This window comes from Bradyrhizobium sp. SOJA106 (genome assembly GCF_059448745.1).
Map to the genome: position 1 here is coordinate 42,637 of NZ_CM182549.1, position 17,396 is coordinate 60,032.

At 64.8% G+C, this 17,396-nt stretch carries 14 protein-coding genes and 1 pseudogene; 11 read left to right on the top strand and 4 right to left on the bottom strand.

Annotated features, from left to right (window positions below; translation table 11 throughout):
* Positions 1 to 1,083 (bottom strand): DUF2336 domain-containing protein, encoded by a 1,083-nt coding sequence (locus AC5V87_RS00190; protein WP_495369650.1) that lies wholly within the window; start codon positions 1,081 to 1,083, stop codon positions 1 to 3.
* 360 nt (positions 1,084 to 1,443) lie between these two features.
* Between AC5V87_RS00190 and rimP the strand changes: the two genes are divergently transcribed.
* From rimP to pnp, 8 genes are all read left to right on the top strand, one after another.
* The gene (gene rimP, locus AC5V87_RS00195; RefSeq protein WP_495369651.1) at positions 1,444 to 2,199 is read left to right on the top strand and encodes a ribosome maturation factor RimP; all 756 of its coding nucleotides are present in this window, start codon (positions 1,444 to 1,446) and stop codon (positions 2,197 to 2,199) included.
* Between the two features lie 2 nt (positions 2,200 to 2,201).
* A complete protein-coding gene (gene nusA / locus AC5V87_RS00200) occupies positions 2,202 to 3,812 on the top strand; it encodes a transcription termination factor NusA (protein WP_456841621.1) in 1,611 nt (536 codons plus the stop codon).
* A 23-nt stretch (positions 3,813 to 3,835) separates the two neighbouring features.
* Complete coding sequence (locus AC5V87_RS00205) at positions 3,836 to 4,519, top strand: RNA-binding protein (protein WP_495369652.1); 684 nt, start codon at positions 3,836 to 3,838, stop codon at positions 4,517 to 4,519.
* A 72-nt stretch (positions 4,520 to 4,591) separates the two neighbouring features.
* Entirely contained in the window at positions 4,592 to 7,276 is a 2,685-nt protein-coding gene (infB, locus tag AC5V87_RS00210) for a translation initiation factor IF-2 (RefSeq protein ID WP_495369653.1), read from the top strand.
* 155 nt (positions 7,277 to 7,431) lie between these two features.
* Positions 7,432 to 7,863: a 30S ribosome-binding factor RbfA gene (gene rbfA / locus AC5V87_RS00215; protein ID WP_495369654.1), complete on the top strand. Its 432-nt coding sequence runs from the start codon at positions 7,432 to 7,434 to the stop codon at positions 7,861 to 7,863.
* Complete coding sequence (gene truB / locus AC5V87_RS00220; RefSeq protein WP_495369655.1) at positions 7,860 to 8,978, top strand: tRNA pseudouridine(55) synthase TruB; 1,119 nt, start codon at positions 7,860 to 7,862, stop codon at positions 8,976 to 8,978. Before rbfA ends, truB begins: the two co-directional genes overlap by 4 nt.
* Positions 8,979 to 8,980: 2 nt before the next feature.
* Positions 8,981 to 9,250 carry a 30S ribosomal protein S15 gene (rpsO, locus tag AC5V87_RS00225; protein WP_283038809.1) on the top strand — a complete coding sequence of 90 codons (270 nt, stop codon included), beginning with the start codon at positions 8,981 to 8,983 and terminating at the stop codon, positions 9,248 to 9,250.
* Between the two features lie 463 nt (positions 9,251 to 9,713).
* Positions 9,714 to 11,876 (top strand): polyribonucleotide nucleotidyltransferase, encoded by a 2,163-nt coding sequence (gene pnp / locus AC5V87_RS00230; RefSeq protein ID WP_495369656.1) that lies wholly within the window; start codon positions 9,714 to 9,716, stop codon positions 11,874 to 11,876.
* A gap of 121 nt (positions 11,877 to 11,997) precedes the next feature.
* On the opposite strand, the gene katG is transcribed toward pnp, so the two are convergent.
* Positions 11,998 to 14,163, bottom strand: a complete 2,166-nt coding sequence (gene katG / locus AC5V87_RS00235) for a catalase/peroxidase HPI (RefSeq protein WP_456841627.1) — start codon at positions 14,161 to 14,163, stop codon at positions 11,998 to 12,000.
* A 114-nt stretch (positions 14,164 to 14,277) separates the two neighbouring features.
* Here katG and AC5V87_RS00240 point away from each other — a divergent pair, with 114 nt between their 5' ends.
* The 3 genes and pseudogenes from AC5V87_RS00240 (at position 14,278) to AC5V87_RS00250 (ending at position 16,258) form a co-directional block, all read left to right on the top strand.
* Positions 14,278 to 15,204: a hydrogen peroxide-inducible genes activator gene (locus AC5V87_RS00240; protein ID WP_456841628.1), complete on the top strand. Its 927-nt coding sequence runs from the start codon at positions 14,278 to 14,280 to the stop codon at positions 15,202 to 15,204.
* 1 nt (position 15,205) lies between these two features.
* A pseudogene (locus AC5V87_RS00245) lies at positions 15,206 to 15,649 on the top strand (GNAT family N-acetyltransferase); the annotation flags it as partial.
* Positions 15,650 to 15,661: 12 nt separating this feature from the next.
* Positions 15,662 to 16,258, top strand: a complete 597-nt coding sequence (locus AC5V87_RS00250) for a glutathione S-transferase family protein (RefSeq protein ID WP_495372014.1) — start codon at positions 15,662 to 15,664, stop codon at positions 16,256 to 16,258.
* Between the two features lie 9 nt (positions 16,259 to 16,267).
* Here the strand turns inward: AC5V87_RS00250 and AC5V87_RS00255 are convergent, their stop codons facing one another.
* Both AC5V87_RS00255 and fabI read right to left on the bottom strand, forming a co-directional pair.
* Complete coding sequence (locus AC5V87_RS00255) at positions 16,268 to 16,405, bottom strand: hypothetical protein (RefSeq protein ID WP_456841631.1); 138 nt, start codon at positions 16,403 to 16,405, stop codon at positions 16,268 to 16,270.
* Between the two features lie 74 nt (positions 16,406 to 16,479).
* Complete coding sequence (gene fabI / locus AC5V87_RS00260) at positions 16,480 to 17,277, bottom strand: enoyl-ACP reductase FabI (RefSeq protein ID WP_495369657.1); 798 nt, start codon at positions 17,275 to 17,277, stop codon at positions 16,480 to 16,482.
* Between the last annotated feature and the right edge of the window lie 119 nt (positions 17,278 to 17,396).

Consider the following 17,396-nt stretch of genomic DNA (forward strand, 5'->3'; position numbering starts at 1 on the left):
TCAAATCGTCTGGCGGTTGCGCCAGAAATTGACGACGCGCTCGGCCGTCGCCGGCATCAGGCGGGAGAAGTTCGTGCGGGCCGCCTCGATGTCGGCGTCTGCAGGCGTGCGTTGCGGGCTGTACCAGAGCAGGACCAGCGCGCGCACCGTGGGCCAGCCGAGATTCAGCACACGACCCAGCACCAGGATCGGATCGTAGCGATCGCCCGCGATCAGGCGATCGAGGATCAAGAGGCGGACGCCGGACATTGCCGACAGCGAAGCGATCGATTCCTCGTATTTGTGCGCCTTGGCGAAGCCGAGCAGCGCGCTCTCGCCGAGATGACCCTCGCGGCGCAGTGCGAGCACGGTACGCTGCGCGTCCGAATAATCGCGGCGCGGTCCCGGCGGTAGCGCCGCCTCCTCGATCGCCGCCATGGCGCGCTTGATCTCGACCTGGCGCGCGGGATTGACCACGGTGGAGAGACGGCGGCGGATGACGTCGAGCGTGCCGTCGAGCAGCTCCTTCAGATTCTCACCCGAGAGATCGCTGCGCTGGCCGATCTTGAGCGTCAGCACGCCGTCCTGCGCCGCGCGCCTGATCAGCTCGGAATAGCCGCCGGGCGAGAACACCGCGCCGCCATTGCCTGCGGCGCGACGCACCACGTCGCGATCGCCGCGCTCGATCAGCACGTCGGTGATGACGGCCGACAAAGCGGGGCGCTCGGTCATCGCCAGCAGATGGCCCTGGCCCTTCAGCCGCGCGATCTCGACCAGAGCGGCATCGTCGAGCACCGGCGAGCGGCGCAGCACGGGGCCGGCCACCATGATCTCGTTTTCGCGCGCCAGCTGGTTGACCAGATGCGGCGGCGCATTGTTCAGGCGCGAGAAGCGCTCGGCGAGATCCACCCGCGAGGCGAGCTCGGCATGGGAGACGAGATCGATCAGGAGATTGTCGAAGAGATCAATCAGCTCGGGACTGAGCCTTTCGGGATCCTGGAAGAACAGGTCGGAGATGGCGCGCGCGATCTCGCCGCGACGCCTGGGGTCGCCGCGTTTGACGATATCGTCCAGTTCGGGAATGAGCGACGTGGCAACGGTCATGAAAACGCAAACTCGTACAGGGCACGCCGCGGGTGCGCCCTTGGTCCAAGTCGCCCCACAATCGGGGAATTTAGGCCTGCTTCATGAAAGAAGCGTTGCCTTAAGGGGGCCGCGAATCGGGCGCAAAAAGCCTCCTCGCCGCTGCGATGGGCCTTGTCCGAGCGAGCGGAAAGGGCTATATCAGCGCCAATTCATCTTCTCATACGATCCGCGTAGTGAGAGTGGGCCCGAAAGGACCCGCTCTTTTTTATTACCTGGGCGGAAGGTGCAGCCCGACACGCTGTCGGGAAAGTTCCGAATCGGGCTTTGTTAACCAAGCCTTAACCCAAGCGTTAACCAACGAGCGTCTTGATCCCTGCGATGACCGGACCGACCACTGGTTCCACCGATGCCGAGTTGCTGGCCGAGCCGAGGCTCGTGGTCGAGCCGGGCGTGGCGGCACGGGTGTCTGCGGTCGCAACGCCTGTGCTGGAAGGCATGGGCTACCGCCTGGTGCGGGTCCGCATCTCTGGCGAAGCCGGCTGCACGGTGCAGATCATGGCCGAGCGGCCGGACGGATCGATGCAGCTCGAGGATTGCGAGGCGGTCTCGCGGGCGCTGTCACCCGTGCTCGACGTCGCCGATCCCATCGACCGCGCCTACCGGCTGGAAATCTCATCGCCAGGCATCGATCGTCCGCTGGTGCGCCGTTCCGACTTCGAACGTTTTTCCGGGCACCTCGTCAAGATCGAGATGGCTGTCGCCCATGAGGGGCGGAAGCGGTTCCGCGGCACGCTCGGCGCTGTCGAAGGCGACCGCGTGCATCTGCACCGCGACGACGTCAAGGCCGGCGACAATCCCGACGTCCTTCTGACGATGGAAGATATCGGCGAGGCGCGGCTGGTGCTGACCGACGAGCTGATCGCGGAATCCATGCGCCGCGGCAAGGCCGAGGAGCGCCAGATGCGCCGGGATCTCGGCCTGGAACCGCCGCAGGCACCGCACGCCAAGATCAGCGAGAAGACCACCAGGAACACCAGGCCGAAGAAGAAGCCGGCCCCGACCAATACCAAGAAACATCGCCTGGCCGCCGAACGCGCGCGGCGTGGCGAGATCGAGCCTGACGAAGGAGACTAGCCATGGCAGTCAGCGCCAATCGACTTGAATTGCTCCAGATCGCCGATGCCGTTGCGCGCGAGAAATCGATCGACCGCGGCATCGTCATCGCGGCGATGGAGGACGCCATCGCCAAGGCCGCGCGCGCCCGTTACGGCAGCGAGACTGACGTTCATGCCGAGATCGACCCGAAGAAGGGCGAGCTGCGGCTGTCGCGCCACATGCTCGTCGTCGACAAAGTCGAAAACCATTCCAACCAGATCTCGCTGGCCGATGCGCAGCGTGCCAATCCCGGCGCCCAGGTCGGCGATACCATCGCCGACACCCTGCCGCCGCTGGAATATGGCCGCATCGCCGCGCAGTCGGCCAAGCAGGTGATCGTGCAGAAAGTGCGCGAGGCCGAGCGCGACCGGCAGTATCAGGAGTTCAAGGATCGCATCGGCGACATCGTCAACGGCGTCGTCAAGCGCGTCGAATATGGCAGCGTGATCGTCGATCTCGGCCGTGGCGAAGCCATCATCCGCCGCGACGAGATGCTGCCGCGCGAAGTGTTCCGCAACGGCGACCGCGTCCGCGCCTACATCTTCGACGTGCGCCGCGAGACGCGCGGCCCGCAGATCTTCCTCTCCCGTACCCATCCGCAGTTCATGGCGAAGCTGTTCGCGCAGGAAGTGCCTGAAATCTACGACGGTATCGTCGAGATCAAGGCGGTGGCCCGCGATCCGGGCTCGCGCGCGAAAATCGGCGTGATTTCCCGCGATTCCTCGGTCGATCCGGTCGGCGCCTGCGTCGGTATGCGCGGCTCGCGCGTGCAGGCGGTGGTGAACGAGCTGCAGGGCGAGAAGATCGACATCATCCCGTGGTCGCCCGACATCGCCACCTTCGTGGTCAACGCGCTGGCGCCGGCCGAAGTCTCCAAGGTCGTCATCGATGAGGATCGCGAGCGCATCGAGGTCGTGGTGCCCGACACCAACAACCAGCTCTCGCTCGCGATCGGCCGGCGCGGCCAGAACGTGCGTCTGGCCTCCCAGCTCACCGGCTGGGACATCGACATCCTGACTGAGCAGGAGGAATCGGAGCGCCGCCAGGCCGACTTCGAGAACTCCACGCGCGTCTTCATGGAATCGCTCAACGTCGACGAAGTGGTCGGCCAGCTGCTGGCGTCCGAAGGCTTCACCTCGGTCGAGGAACTCGCGATGGTGGACCTCAAGGAACTCGCCAGCATCGAGGGCTTCGACGAGGAGACCGCGCAGGAGCTCCAGAGCCGTGCCCGCGAATATCTCGAGCAGCAGGAAGCCGAGATCGAGGCGAGGCGCAAGGAGCTGGGCGTCGAGGACGCCGTCAAGGACGTGCCCGGCGTGACCTCGAAGATGCTGGTAAAGTTCGGCGAGAACGACATCAAGACGGTCGAGGATCTCGCCGGCTGTGCCACCGATGATCTGGTCGGCTGGACCGAGCGCAAGGAAGGCGGCGAGCAGGCCAAGCATCCGGGTGCGCTCGACGGCATCGACATCTCCCGTGACGATGCCGAAGCGATGATCATGCAGGCGCGCGTCAAGGCCGGCTGGATCACCGAGGCCGATCTCGCCAAGCCCTCTGAAGAGGCCGAGGCAACCGAAGATCAGCCGGCTTAAGGGCGACGGAGGATGTCGCCCGGATGCTCGCCAGCACTGACAGCGAACTCGACCATGGGCCGCGGACCGAAAGGTCCGCGACCATGCGCATGTGCGCGGTCAGTCGCGAGGTCCGGCTGATCGACGAGCTAATCCGCTTCGTCGTATCCCCTGACGGGCAGATAGTTCCCGATCTCAAGCGCAAGCTGCCCGGGCGGGGCATGTGGATCACTGCCTCGCGCGAGGCGGTTGCGGAAGCCGTCCGGCGTCACCAATTTAGCAAAGCCTTCAAGCGCGAGCTGCGCATCCCTCAGACGCTTCCCGCCGATATCGAGGCGCTCCTGGTTCGGAGTGTGACGGAAGCCCTTGGGATCGCCGCCAAGGCGGGCCAGGTCGTGGCCGGCTTCGGCAAGGTCGAAAGCGCGCTTCGGGAAGGCACGGTCGAGGTCCTGATCCACGCCAGCGACGGGGCCGCGGACGGAATCCGCAAATTGGACATGCTGGCGCGTCAAAATGCCGGAAATCGCGGCGCCAAGCCGCCGATTCCCGTCGTCACCGCACTGAAATCGGTAGAATTGGATTTGGCACTAACCCGGTCAAATGTGATACATGCTGCCCTGCTCACGGGCCCGGCGAGCAAGTCATTCCTGTCGCGTAGCCAGATGCTGGTCCGATACCGGATGGCGGACGCTGACAAGACTGCCGAGAAACCCGGCCAGGATTTCTGAGAAGACAACGACGACCCGATGGGACGGTGCGGGAACGCACAACACTAACAAGATCAGGATTAGGACTGCTGAATGGTTGATACCAAGACCCCTGGCGACAAGAAGCTGAGCGTTCCGAGCAAGACGCTATCGCTCAAGCCGCGCGTCGAAACGGGCACTGTGCGCCAGAGCTTCAGCCATGGCCGCAGCAAGCAGGTCGTGGTCGAGAAGCGCGGCAAGCGCCGCATCGACGGCACCCCAGAGCCGCAGACTCCCGAGGCGCCGAAGCCCGCGCAGGCTGCACCCGCGCCCGCTCCGTCGCGCCCCTCCCCCCCGCGCAATGCCGGCTCCGGCGTGGTGCTGCGCACGCTGACCGAGGACGAACGTTCGGCCCGCGCCAGCGCGCTGGCCGATGCCAAGCTGCGCGAAATCGAGGAACGCCGCCAGGCCGAGGAAGAGGCCCAGCGCCGCGCCGTCCGCGAAGCCGCCGAACGCGCCGAGCGCGAGGCCGCCGAATCCCGCCGCAAGGCCGAGGAAGAGCGCCACCGTCACGAGGACGAGGCCAAGCGCAAGGCCGAGACCGAGGCCAAGAAGCGTTTTGGCGAAGGCGACCAGCCCGCCGCCGGCGCGCGTCCGACCGCTGCAGCCTCAGCCCCGGCGACCAGCGGTCCGCGCCCCGCGCCCACGACGACGCGACCGGGAGCAACGACGACCGCTCGTCCGGCAAGCGCCACTCCGTCACGGGGAGGCCCTGTGGGTCGCGCCCCCGCCGTTGCCGCGGGACCGGACGAGGATGATGGTCCGCGCCAGATTCGTCGCGGTCCCGGCGGCGCTGCGCGTCCCGCGGCAGCTCCCAAGGCCACCCACAAGCCCGGCCCGCAGAAAGAACGCGGTCGCCTGACCGTCGTCACCGCGCTCAATGCCGACGAGGTGCGCGAGCGCTCGATCGCCTCGTTCCGCCGCCGCACCCAGCGCCTGAAGGGTCACGCCTCGAACGAGCCGAAGGAAAAGCTCGTCCGCGAAGTGACGATTCCGGAAGCGATCACGATCCAGGAGCTCGCCAACCGCATGTCCGAGCGCGCGGTCGACGTCATCCGCATGCTGATGAAGCAGGGCGCGATGCACAAGATCACCGACGTGATCGACGCCGACACCGCGCAGCTGATCGCCGAAGAGCTCGGCCACACCGTCAAGCGCGTCGCCGCCTCCGACGTCGAAGAGGGTCTGTTCGACCAGGTCGACGATTCCACCGACACCGAGACGCGTTCGCCGGTCGTGACAGTGATGGGCCACGTCGACCACGGCAAGACCTCGCTGCTCGACGCGCTGCGTCATGCCAACGTCGTCTCGGGCGAAGCCGGCGGCATCACCCAGCATATCGGCGCCTATCAGGTATCCTCGCCCGAAACCGGCAAGAAGATCACCTTCATCGACACGCCCGGCCACGCCGCGTTCACTGCGATGCGCGCCCGCGGCGCCAAGGTCACCGACATCGTCGTGCTGGTGGTTGCGGCCGATGACGGCGTGATGCCGCAGACGATCGAGGCCATCAATCACGCCAAGGCGGCGAGAGTGCCGATCATCGTTGCCATCAACAAGATCGACAAGCCCGAAGCCAAGCCCGAGCGCGTGCGCACCGAGCTGCTCCAGCACGAGGTGCAGGTGGAATCCTTCGGCGGCGACGTCGTCGACGTCGAGGTGTCCGCCAAGAACAAGACCAATCTCGACAAGCTGCTCGAGATGATCGCGCTCCAGGCCGAAATCCTCGACCTCAAGACCAATTCGGAGCGTCCGGCCGAAGGCACCGTGATCGAAGCCAAGCTCGATCGGGGCCGTGGTCCGGTCGCGACCGTGCTGGTCCAGCGCGGCACGCTCCGTGTCGGCGACATCATCGTCGCCGGCGCCGAGATGGGCCGCGTCCGCGCGCTGATCTCGGATCAGGGCGAGACGGTGCAGGAAGCCGGCCCCTCGGTGCCGGTCGAAGTGCTCGGCTTCAACGGTCCGCCGGAAGCCGGCGATCGTCTCGCCGTGGTCGAGAACGAAGCCCGCGCCCGCCAGGTCACCAGCTACCGCGCGCACCAGAAGCGCGAGAACGCGGCGGCCTCGATCTCCGGCATGCGCGGCTCGCTCGAGCAGATGATGTCGCAGTTGAAGACGGCGGGCCGCAAGGAGTTCCCGCTGATCGTCAAGGCCGACGTGCAGGGCTCGCTGGAAGCGATCCTCGGCTCGCTGGAGAAGCTCGGCACCGACGAAGTCGCTGCCCGCATCCTGCATGCTGGCGTCGGCGGCATCTCGGAATCCGACGTGACGCTCGCGGAAGGCTTCAACGCCGCGATCATCGGCTTCTCGGTTCGTGCGAACAAGGAAGCTGCCGCGGCCGCCAAGCGCAACGGCATCGAGATCCGCTACTACAACATCATCTACGACCTCGTGGACGACGTGAAGAAGGCGATGAGCGGTCTGCTCGCGCCGACCTTGCGCGAAACCATGCTGGGCAATGCCGAGATCCTGGAGATCTTCAACATCTCCAAGGTCGGCAAGGTCGCCGGCTGCCGCGTCACCGACGGCACCGTGGAACGCGGCGCCAATGTGCGCCTGATCCGCGACAACGTCGTCGTGCACGAAGGCAAGCTGTCGACGCTGAAGCGCTTCAAGGACGAAGTGAAGGAAGTCCAGTCCGGTCAGGAATGCGGCATGGCCTTCGAGAACTATCACGACATGCGTGCCGGTGACGTGATCGAGTGTTATCGCGTGGAGACGATCCAGCGCTCCCTGTAAGTCCAAATCTTACCGAAGCGCCCGGATCTTTTTGAGCTGAAATTGCGGGAGTGCGATGGCCGGATTTTTCCGGCCATCCACGCCTCATTCGTTTCAACAGGACAAATGACAATGCTCGTGTCCCAAACACGGGCACGACGAGGTGATTTTCGACGATGCCCCGCCACCACCAGAAGAAAAGTTCCGCGCCCGGCGGCTCGCAACGCCAGTTGCGCGTCGGCGAGCAGGTTCGCCATGCGATGGCCGAGATTCTGGCGCAAGGCAATGTGCATGATGCGGACCTCGAAGGTCACATCATCACCGTGCCGGAGGTACGGATGTCGCCCGACCTCAAGCTCGCGACAATCTACGTGATGCCGCTCGGTGGCCGCGACACCGAGATCGTGATCGCTGCGCTCGAGCGCAACAAGAAGTTCCTGCGCGGCGAAGTCGCGCGGCGCATTAACCTGAAATTTGCACCTGACATTCGCTTCCGCGTCGACGAACGATTCGACGAAGCGGAACGGATCGAGAAGCTTTTGCGAACACCTGCGGTGCAGAAGGACCTGGAACAGGATCCGGATTCGGATCGGGAAGAAGAGCAATGACGATGGACCCCGTACACGGCACGATCGGCGTCAACGATGCCGATCAGCGCGACGTGACGAAAAATAACTTTGCGGATCTCGGCGGCGATTCCCAGCCGCATCAGGAGCCGCGGCGCGTCAACAACGATCCGCGCGCCAGGCAGCAGAAGGGCAACCAAGTCCGCCGCGACCGCCGCGACGTCCATGGCTGGGTCGTGCTCGACAAGCCGATCGGCATGACCTCGACGCAGGCCGTCGCGGTGCTCAAGCGCCTGTTCAATGCCAAGCGCGCCGGCCACGCCGGCACGCTCGACCCGCTCGCCTCGGGCGGCCTGCCCATTGCCCTTGGGGAAGCCACCAAGACCGTCCCCTTCGTCATGGACGGTCGCAAGCGCTACCAGTTCACCGTGTGCTGGGGCGAGGAGCGCGACACCGACGACATCGAGGGCCGCGTCGCCGCGACCTCCGACCAGCGCCCGACCCGGGAAGCCATCCTGGCGCTGCTGCCCCGCTTCACCGGCGTGATCGAGCAGATCCCGCCGCGCTATTCCGCGATCAAGATCCAGGGCGAGCGGGCCTATGACCTCGCCCGCGACGGCGAGGTCGTGGAACTGGCGCCCCGCCCCGTCGAGATTCACCATTTAACCCTTGTCGATCAACCGGATAACAACCGGGCCGTGTTCGAGGCCGAGTGCGGCAAGGGTACCTATGTCCGGGCGTTGGCCCGCGATATGGGCCGGATTCTCGGCAGTTTCGGCCATATCTGCGCGCTGCGGCGGACCCTGGTCGGTCCATTTGACGAAAACGACATGATTCCGCTGGATCAGTTGGAGGCTTTGTGCGATAGAGCCGCGTCCGGCGAGGGCAGCCTCGCCGATGCGCTCATGCCCGTTGAGACCGCGCTGGACGACATCCCGGCACTGGCCGTCACTCGGGCTGATGCGGCAAGGCTCCATCGGGGCCAAGCCGTTTTGTTGCGCGGACGGGATGCGCCCACTTGTAGCGGCACAGTCTATGTCACGGTGGCAGGCCGTCTTTTGGCGCTTGCCGAAGTCGGCAATGGCGAAATCATCCCCAAGCGTGTGTTCAACCTGACCGGCCTGACTGCCAGCCCCGGTCGCAACGAGAGAAATTGACGATGTCGATTGCCGCAGAACGCAAAGCGGAAGTCATCAAGACGAATGCCACCAAGGCCGGCGACACCGGCTCGCCCGAGGTTCAGGTCGCGATCCTGTCGGAACGCATCAACAACCTGACCAACCATTTCAAGACCCACGTGAAGGACAACCATTCGCGTCGCGGCCTCTTGAAGCTGGTCTCGACCCGCCGTTCGCTCCTCGACTATCTCAAGAAGAAGGACGAGGCGCGGTACAAGGCGCTGATCGAGAAGCACAACATTCGTCGTTAAGTGTTCCTGCGCGCGCCACTGGCGCGCGTTTTTGCGTGGTTTCGAACGAAAGCACTTATTTAAAGGTTTTTGATCGAGGCTGCGTGCGCGTCGGATGCGGGCCCAAAGCGCGATGAGAATCGTTCTTTGGATCGTTGTTTGAGCATGATCTTTCGGAAAACCGCTTCGGACTTTTCCGGATCACGCTCGAGTGACGGCAAGCATCCGAGGCATGATCGGCGAGCACCGCGGTTCGGTGTTCGCGTTCGTGCCGACTGACAGTCCAGCAGCAATCCGGCGGCTGGACACAACGGGCAAGGCGCCCGTATGACCCGAAAGGATGGACGCCATCCGACATCCAAAAACCATGGCAGGATCGCAGGACGCTGATCGCCCGCTTCGATCAGCGTCCCGCAATCTTGCGCATGGTTTTTGTTTTTCGAGCGCCGTCCCTTCTTTCGAGAACCCATGAAAGAAGACCTCTATGTTCAATAAGCATTCAGTCGAGATCGACTGGGGCGGACGCCCTCTCAAGCTGGAAACCGGCAAGATCGCGCGCCAGGCCGACGGCGCCGTCATCGCCACCTATGGCGAGACCGTGGTGCTCGCCACCGTCGTCGCCGCGAAGGCGCCGCGCGAAGGCGTCGACTTCCTGCCGCTGACCGTCGACTATCAGGAGAAGGCCTACGCCGCGGGTCGCATTCCCGGCGGCTATTTCAAGCGTGAGGGCCGTCCGACCGAGAAGGAGACGCTGGTCTCCCGCCTGATCGACCGTCCGATCCGTCCACTGTTCGTCGACGGCTGGCGCAACGAGACGCAGGTGATCGTCACCGTGCTCTCGCACGACATGGAGAACGATCCCGACGTCGTCGCGATGGTCGCGGCCTCGGCTGCGCTGACGCTGTCCGGCGCGCCCTTCAAGGGCCCGATCGGCGCCGCCCGCGTCGGCTTTGCCAATGACGAATTCGTCCTCAACCCGACGCTCGACGAGATGGTCGACACCCAGCTCGACCTCGTCGTCGCCGGCACCGCCGACGCCGTGCTGATGGTGGAATCGGAAGCCAAGGAGCTGAACGAAGACATCATGCTCGGCGCCGTGATGTTCGGTCACCGCCACTTCCAGCCTGTCATCAACGCGATCATCGAGCTCGCCGAGAAGGCTGCCAAGGAGCCGCGCGAAGTCACCGCGATCGACAATTCGGCGCTCGAGAAGGAAATGCTCGGCCTGATCGAGCAGGAGCTGCGCGCCGCCTACGCGATCCCGATCAAGCAGGAGCGCTATGCCGCGGTCGGCGTCGCCAAGGAAAAGGTGATGGCCCACTACTTCCCGGAGGGCCAGGAGCCGAAATACGACAAGCTCCGCGTTGCCGGCGTGTTCAAGGAGCTGGAAGCCAAGATCGTCCGCTGGAACATCCTCGACACCGGCAAGCGCATCGACGGCCGCGACGTCAAGACCGTGCGCAACATCATCGCCGAAGTCGGCGTGCTGCCGCGCGCCCACGGCTCGGCGCTGTTCACCCGCGGTGAGACCCAGGCGATGGTCGTGACCACGCTCGGCACCGGCGAGGACGAGCAGTACATCGACGCGCTGTCGGGGACGTACAAGGAAACGTTCCTGCTGCACTACAACTTCCCGCCCTACTCGGTCGGCGAGACCGGCCGCCTCGGCGGCACCAAGCGCCGCGAGATCGGCCATGGCAAGCTGGCCTGGCGCGCGATCCACCCGGTGCTGCCGCCGCACCACGAATTCCCCTACACGGTCCGCGTGGTGTCGGAGATCACCGAGTCCAACGGCTCCTCATCGATGGCTTCGGTCTGCGGCGCCTCGCTCGCGTTGATGGACGCCGGCGTGCCCTTGAAGCGGCCGACCGCGGGCATCGCGATGGGCCTGATCCTCGAGGACAAGCGCTTTGCGGTTCTCTCGGACATCCTCGGTGACGAGGACCATCTCGGCGACATGGACTTCAAGGTCGCCGGCACCGAGCAGGGCATCACCTCGCTCCAGATGGACATCAAGATCGAGGGCATCACCGAGGAGATCATGCGCGTCGCCCTTGGCCAAGCCAAGGAAGGCCGCATCCACATCCTCGGCGAGATGGCCAAGGCGCTCACCGCAGCGCGCGCCGAGCTCGGCGAATACGCGCCGCGAATCGAGACCTTCAAGATCCCGACAGACAAGATCCGCGAAGTGATCGGCACCGGCGGCAAGGTGATCCGCGAGATCGTCGAGAAGACCGGCGCCAAGGTCAACATCGAGGACGACGGCACCGTGAAGGTCGCCTCCTCCGATGGCGAGGCGATGAAGGCCGCGATCAAGTGGATCAAGTCGATCGCGTCCGAACCGGAAGTCGGCCAAATCTATGACGGTACTGTCGTCAAGGTGATGGAGTTCGGCGCCTTCGTGAACTTCTTCGGCTCCAAGGACGGCCTCGTCCACATCAGCCAGCTCGCGGCCAACCGCGTGCAGAAGACCTCTGACGTCGTCAAGGAAGGCGACAAGGTCAAGGTCAAGCTGCTCGGCTTCGACGACCGCGGCAAGACCCGCCTGTCGATGAAAGTGGTCGACCAGACCACTGGCGAGGACCTCGAAGCCAAGGACAAGGCCGCCGAGGGCGAGAAGGCCCCGCGCGAAGCCGCCGGCGAGTAAATCGCTCTACGACATCAAAAAAGAAAGGGCGGCCAAGAGAGAGGCCGCCCTTTTTGTTGTGTGCTCGTCCCAGGAGAGCTGCGCGCCCTCTCCCGCAAGCAAGCGGGAGAGGTGCAAAGCCTCACGCCGAGATGTCGTAGCGGTCGAGGTTCATCACCTTGGTCCAGGCCTTGGCGAAGTCCTTGACGAACTTCTCCTTGGAATCCGAGGTCGCGTAGACCTCGGCGAAGGCGCGGAGCTGCGAGTGCGCACCGAAGATGAGATCGACGCGGGTGCCGGTCCACTTCACCGCGTTGGTCTTGCGGTCACGCGCCTCGTAGGTGCCGTCTGCGACCGGCGTCCACTGCGTGCTCATGTCGAGCAGATTGACGAAGAAGTCGTTGCTGAGCGTGCCCACCTTCGAGGTGAACACGCCGTGCTTCGACCCGTTCGCATTGGCGCCGAGCACGCGCAGGCCGCCGACCAGCACCGTCAACTCGGGGCCGGTGAGCTTCAGAAGCTGCGCGCGATCGACCAGGGCTTCTTCCTGCTGCATGAACTGCTGCCGCTTGCCGACATAGTTGCGGAAGCCATCGGCCCGCGGCTCCAGCGGTGCGAACGAGGCCGCATCGGTTTGCTCCTGCGAAGCATCCATGCGGCCCGGCGTGAACCCGACCTTGACGTCGACGCCGGCATCCTTGGCGGCCTTCTCGACCGCCGCGGTGCCGCCGAGCACGATCAGGTCCGCGAGCGAGACCTTCTTCGCGCCTGACGAGGCGTTGAACTCTTTCTGGATCGCTTCGAGCTTGCCGAGCACCTTGGCGAGCTGGGCCGGCTGGTTCACCTCCCAGTCCTTCTGCGGAGCAAGACGGATGCGCGCACCATTGGCGCCGCCGCGCTTGTCCGAGCCGCGGAACGTCGAGGCCGACGCCCAGGCGGTCGAAACCAGCTCGGAGACCGAGAGGCCCGAAGCCAGGATCTTGCCCTTCAGCGCCGCGATGTCCTGATCAGAGACCAGCTCGTGATCGACCTTCGGAATCGGATCCTGCCAGATCAGCGTCTCCTTCGGCACCAACGGACCGAGATAGCGCTGGATCGGGCCCATGTCGCGATGGGTGAGCTTGAACCAGGCGCGGGCGAAAGCGTCCGCGAACTGATCCGGGTGCTCCAGGAAGCGGCGCGAGATCTTCTCGTAAGCGGGATCGAAGCGCAGCGAGAGGTCCGTCGTCAGCATCGTCGGCCGATGCTTCTTCGACTTGTCGAAGGCGTCAGGAATGATCGCATCGGCACCCTTCGCCACCCACTGATTCGCACCGCCCGGGCTCTTCGTCAGCTCCCATTCGTACTTGAACAGGTTCTCGAAGAAGTTGTTGCTCCACTTGGTCGGGGTCTGCGTCCAGGTCACCTCGAGGCCGCTGGTGATGGCATCGCCCGCGAGGCCCGAGGCATGCTTGCTCTTCCAGCCGAGGCCCTGGTCTTCCAGCGCGCCCGCTTCCGGCTCCGGGCCGACCAGCGACGGATCGCCGGCACCATGGGTCTTGCCGAAGGTGTGGCCGCCGGCGATCAGCGCGACGGTTTCTTCGTCGTTCATCGCCATGCGGAAGAAGGTCTCGCGGATGTCCTTGGCCGCGGCGAGCGGATCCGGCTTGCCGTTCGGGCCTTCCGGATTGACGTAGATGAGGCCCATCTGCACGGCGCCGAGCGGCTCGGCGAGCTGGCGTTCGCCGCTGTAGCGCTCATCGCCGAGCCAGGTGCCTTCGGGGCCCCAATAGAGCTCTTCCGGCTCCCAGACATCGGCACGGCCACCGGCGAAACCGAAGGTCTTGAAGCCCATCGATTCCAGCGCGACGTTGCCGGCGAGCACCATCAGATCCGCCCAGGAAATCTTGCGGCCGTATTTCTGCTTGATCGGCCAGAGCAGGCGGCGCGCCTTGTCGAGATTGGCATTGTCGGGCCAGGAGTTGAGCGGTGCGAAGCGCTGCTGACCGGCGCCGGCGCCACCGCGGCCGTCGGTGATGCGGTAGGTGCCCGCGCTGTGCCAGGCCATGCGGATCATCAGACCGCCGTAATGACCGAAGTCGGCGGGCCACCATTCCTGCGAATCCGTCATCAGGGCGGTGAGGTCCTTGATGACCGCGTCCAGGTCGAGCGACTTGAACTCCTTGGCGTAGTCGAATTCCTTGCCCATCGGATCGGACAGATCGGAATTCTTGTGCAGCACCTCGATGTTGAGCTGCGTCGGCCACCAGTCGCGGTTTGTGCGCGTGGGTTTTCCGCCCGAAAACGGGCACTTCGAAGTGTCGTCCATGAATACCTCCTCTGGCGGCGTCGAACTCGCGCCCTTGACCAGGTAGAACCACTCTAAGCGCCACCTCCTATCAGGTGAAGTTGACTTTAGTGATCGCTGCGATAGGATTTTCTGATGATCAATCTGACGCTGCGCCAGCTCCGATATTTCGATGCGCTGGCCCGTCACGGCCATTTCGGCCGCGCGGCGGAGGCCTGCTCGATCTCGCAGCCGGCCTTGTCGATGCAGATCAAGGAGCTGGAGGAGGCGCTCGGCGGCCTGCTGCTGGAGCGCAGCGCCCGGCAGGTGGCACTGACCCGGTTCGGCGAGGAACTCGCCCAGCGCGTCCGCGAGATTTTGCGCTCGGTCGACGAGCTCGGCGATTTCGCCCGGGCGTCGCGGGACCGTTTTGCCGGCCGCCTGCGCATCGGCATGATCCCGACGATCGCGCCCTATCTATTGCCCAAGATCACGAAAAATCTCACGCGCCTGCATCCGGAGCTGGACATCCGCGTGCGCGAGACGATGACGCCGCGGCTGATCCAGGAGCTGGTCGAGGGCCGGCTCGACACTGCCATCGTGGCGCTACCGGTATCGGAGCCCTCGCTGACCGAGGTCGCCTTGTTCGACGAGAAATTCCTGCTGGTGCGCCCGGGCTCCGATGAGGGCACACCTGTGCCCTCGCGCGAGATGATGCGCGAGATGCGCCTGCTGCTGCTCGAGGAGGGACACTGCTTCCGCGACCAGGCGCTGTCGTTCTGCAACATGCAATCGGCGCCGCCGCGCGAGATGCTGGATGCGAACTCGCTATCGACGCTGGTCCAGATGGTCAGCGCCGGCATCGGCGTCACCTTGATCCCTGAGATGGCGGTGCCGGTGGAGACGCGATCGGCTTCGGTCTCGCTAGCGCGCTTCCGCGACCCGCAACCCTCGCGCACCATTGGGATGGTCTGGCGCAAGACCAGCCCGCTGGCGCGCCAGCTCCTGCAAATCTCCGAGGTGGTGTGCCTGTCGGCCGGCAAGGCAAGACCGCGCCAGGCCGCGCGCAGCCCGCGGGCTTGAGATGCCGCATCTGGTCATCCGCCCCGCGCGCACCGGGGAATATGACGAGATCGGCCGGGTCTGGATGGAGAGCTGGGTCTCGACCGGGCTCGCCGAGGCCAGCGACTTCCTGCTCGCGAACCTGCGCGCGCGGATCCGGCGCGAGATGGAGAACGGCTGGAGCCTGTACGTCGCCGACGACAACGGCACCATCGCAGCGATGCTGGCGCTGCATCTGCCAAAGCTCTGTCTCGACATGCTGTTCGTCGCGCCCGCCTATCAGGGACAATCAATCGGGCGGCAATTGCTCGCCTTCACGCGCACGCAAATGCCGGACGAAATGCATCTTCGTTGCGTGCGCGAGAACGAAAAGGCCTGGCGCTGGTATGAGCGCGAAGGCTTTGTGTTCGAGAAGGAAGAGATCGAACCGTCGAACGGGTTTGTGATGAAGTACTACCGGTGGAAAGGGAATCTCTCCATGATCAAACTCTACTGGTCGCCCCGCTCGCGCTCGTTTACGACGCTCTGGTTGATGGAAGAGAGCGGCCTGCCTTATGAGCGCGTGCTGACCGACATCTCGACCGGCGCGCAGAAGGCGCCCGAGTTCCTCAAGATCAATCCCATGGGCAAGGTGCCGGCACTCAGCGACGGCGATGCTGCGCTCGGCGAAGCCGCCGCAATCTGCGCCTACATCGCCGACCGCTATACCGAGACGAAGCTGGCGCCGGCCGTGACCGATCCACGCCGCGCGCGCTACCTGCAGTGGCTGTTCTTCTCGCCCGGCTGCATCGAGCCGGCCATCATCCAGATCTTCACCAAGATCGAGGTGCCGACCTCGACCGCGGCCTGGGGCAGCGCGACGCAAGTCTTTGACGTGCTGGAAGCTGCGCTCGAGAAGGGCCCGTGGATTCTCGGCGAGGAATTTTCGGCCGCCGACGTCACGGTCGGCTCGGGCCTGAACTTTGCGGTTCGCTTGTTCAAGATGGTGCCGTCGCGCCCCGCGTTCGACGCTTATATCGCGCGCTGCATGGCGCGGCCCGCGTTTCAGCGCGCGGAGAAGATCGCGGCGGGCTGAACAGCCCGCTTAGAGTTTGATCTTGAGGACGGCGAGCCCGGATTGCTGGACCAGTCCGGAGGACGTCGCCGACAGGCCATAGCGGAGGCCGAGATCAAAACCCTTGCCGTCGGCCGCAACGAGCCCCAGCGCGGTCGAGGGTGGCAAAGGAACGCAAGCGACGTGCCCAAGTACCAGATGGTGGGCAAGCTGCGCTTGGCCCACCCTACGGAAAATCGCGGCTATTCCGTCTTCAAATCGTCGGGGCGCGGCATCAGCACGATGTTGTAGCCGGAATCGACATAGTGGATTTCGCCGGTGACCCCGCCTGACAGCTCCGACAGCAGATACAGCGCCGAGCCGCCGAGCTCCTCGAGCGTGACACCGCGGCGGAGCGGCGAATGCTTTTGCATGAAGGCGAACATGGCGCGCGCCTCGCCGATGCCGGAGCCGGCGAGCGTGCGGATGGGGCCGGCGGAGATCGCGTTGACGCGGATGCCGCGCGGTCCGAAATCGGCGGCGAGGTAGCGCACGGAGGCTTCCAGCGCCGCCTTGGCGACGCCCATAACGTTGTAATTCGGCATCGCGCGCTCGGAGGCGCCGAAGGTCAGTGTGATCATGCTGCCGCCGTCGGTCATGAGCTCGGCCGCGCGTTTTGCAACCTCCGTGAAGGAGAAGCAGGAGATCACCATGGTGCGCGAAAAATTCTCGCGGCTGGTGTCGGCGTAGCGGCCCTTCAGCTCGTTCTTGTCGGCGAAGCCGATCGCGTGAATGACGAAATCGAGCTTGCCCCATTTTTCGCGGAGTGCAGCGAAGGTGGCATCGACGCTGGAGATGTCCTCGACGTCGCACGGCAGCACCAGATCGACGCCAAGGGATTCCGCCAGCGGCTTGACGCGCTTGCCGAGAGCCTCGCCCTGGAAGGTGAAGGCAAGCTCGGCACCGTGGGCATGCAGCGTCTTCGCCATGCCCCAAGCGATCGAATGATCATTGGCGATGCCCATGATCAGACCGCGCTTGCCTTTCATCAAACCTTCCATCTCGTAATTACGCTCCGCTCTCCGTCATGCCCGGGCTTGTCCCGGGCATCCACGTACTCTCGCAGCTAGTAGCAAAGACGTGGATGGCCGGGACGAGCCCGGCCATGACGAAAACTACC

What these genes read in the sequence shown, in the direction of transcription:
- AC5V87_RS00190 (WP_495369650.1), bottom strand. Translation starts at nt 1,083, where the DNA reads ATGACCGTTGCCACGTCGCTCATTCCCGAACTGGACGATATCGTCAAA.
- rimP (WP_495369651.1), top strand. Translation starts at nt 1,444, where the DNA reads ATGACCGGACCGACCACTGGTTCCACCGATGCCGAGTTGCTGGCCGAG.
- nusA (WP_456841621.1), top strand. Translation starts at nt 2,202, where the DNA reads ATGGCAGTCAGCGCCAATCGACTTGAATTGCTCCAGATCGCCGATGCC.
- AC5V87_RS00205 (WP_495369652.1), top strand. Translation starts at nt 3,836, where the DNA reads ATGCTCGCCAGCACTGACAGCGAACTCGACCATGGGCCGCGGACCGAA.
- infB (WP_495369653.1), top strand. Translation starts at nt 4,592, where the DNA reads ATGGTTGATACCAAGACCCCTGGCGACAAGAAGCTGAGCGTTCCGAGC.
- rbfA (WP_495369654.1), top strand. Translation starts at nt 7,432, where the DNA reads ATGCCCCGCCACCACCAGAAGAAAAGTTCCGCGCCCGGCGGCTCGCAA.
- truB (WP_495369655.1), top strand. Translation starts at nt 7,860, where the DNA reads ATGACGATGGACCCCGTACACGGCACGATCGGCGTCAACGATGCCGAT.
- rpsO (WP_283038809.1), top strand. Translation starts at nt 8,981, where the DNA reads ATGTCGATTGCCGCAGAACGCAAAGCGGAAGTCATCAAGACGAATGCC.
- pnp (WP_495369656.1), top strand. Translation starts at nt 9,714, where the DNA reads ATGTTCAATAAGCATTCAGTCGAGATCGACTGGGGCGGACGCCCTCTC.
- katG (WP_456841627.1), bottom strand. Translation starts at nt 14,163, where the DNA reads ATGGACGACACTTCGAAGTGCCCGTTTTCGGGCGGAAAACCCACGCGC.
- AC5V87_RS00240 (WP_456841628.1), top strand. Translation starts at nt 14,278, where the DNA reads ATGATCAATCTGACGCTGCGCCAGCTCCGATATTTCGATGCGCTGGCC.
- AC5V87_RS00250 (WP_495372014.1), top strand. Translation starts at nt 15,662, where the DNA reads ATGATCAAACTCTACTGGTCGCCCCGCTCGCGCTCGTTTACGACGCTC.
- fabI (WP_495369657.1), bottom strand. Translation starts at nt 17,277, where the DNA reads ATGGAAGGTTTGATGAAAGGCAAGCGCGGTCTGATCATGGGCATCGCC.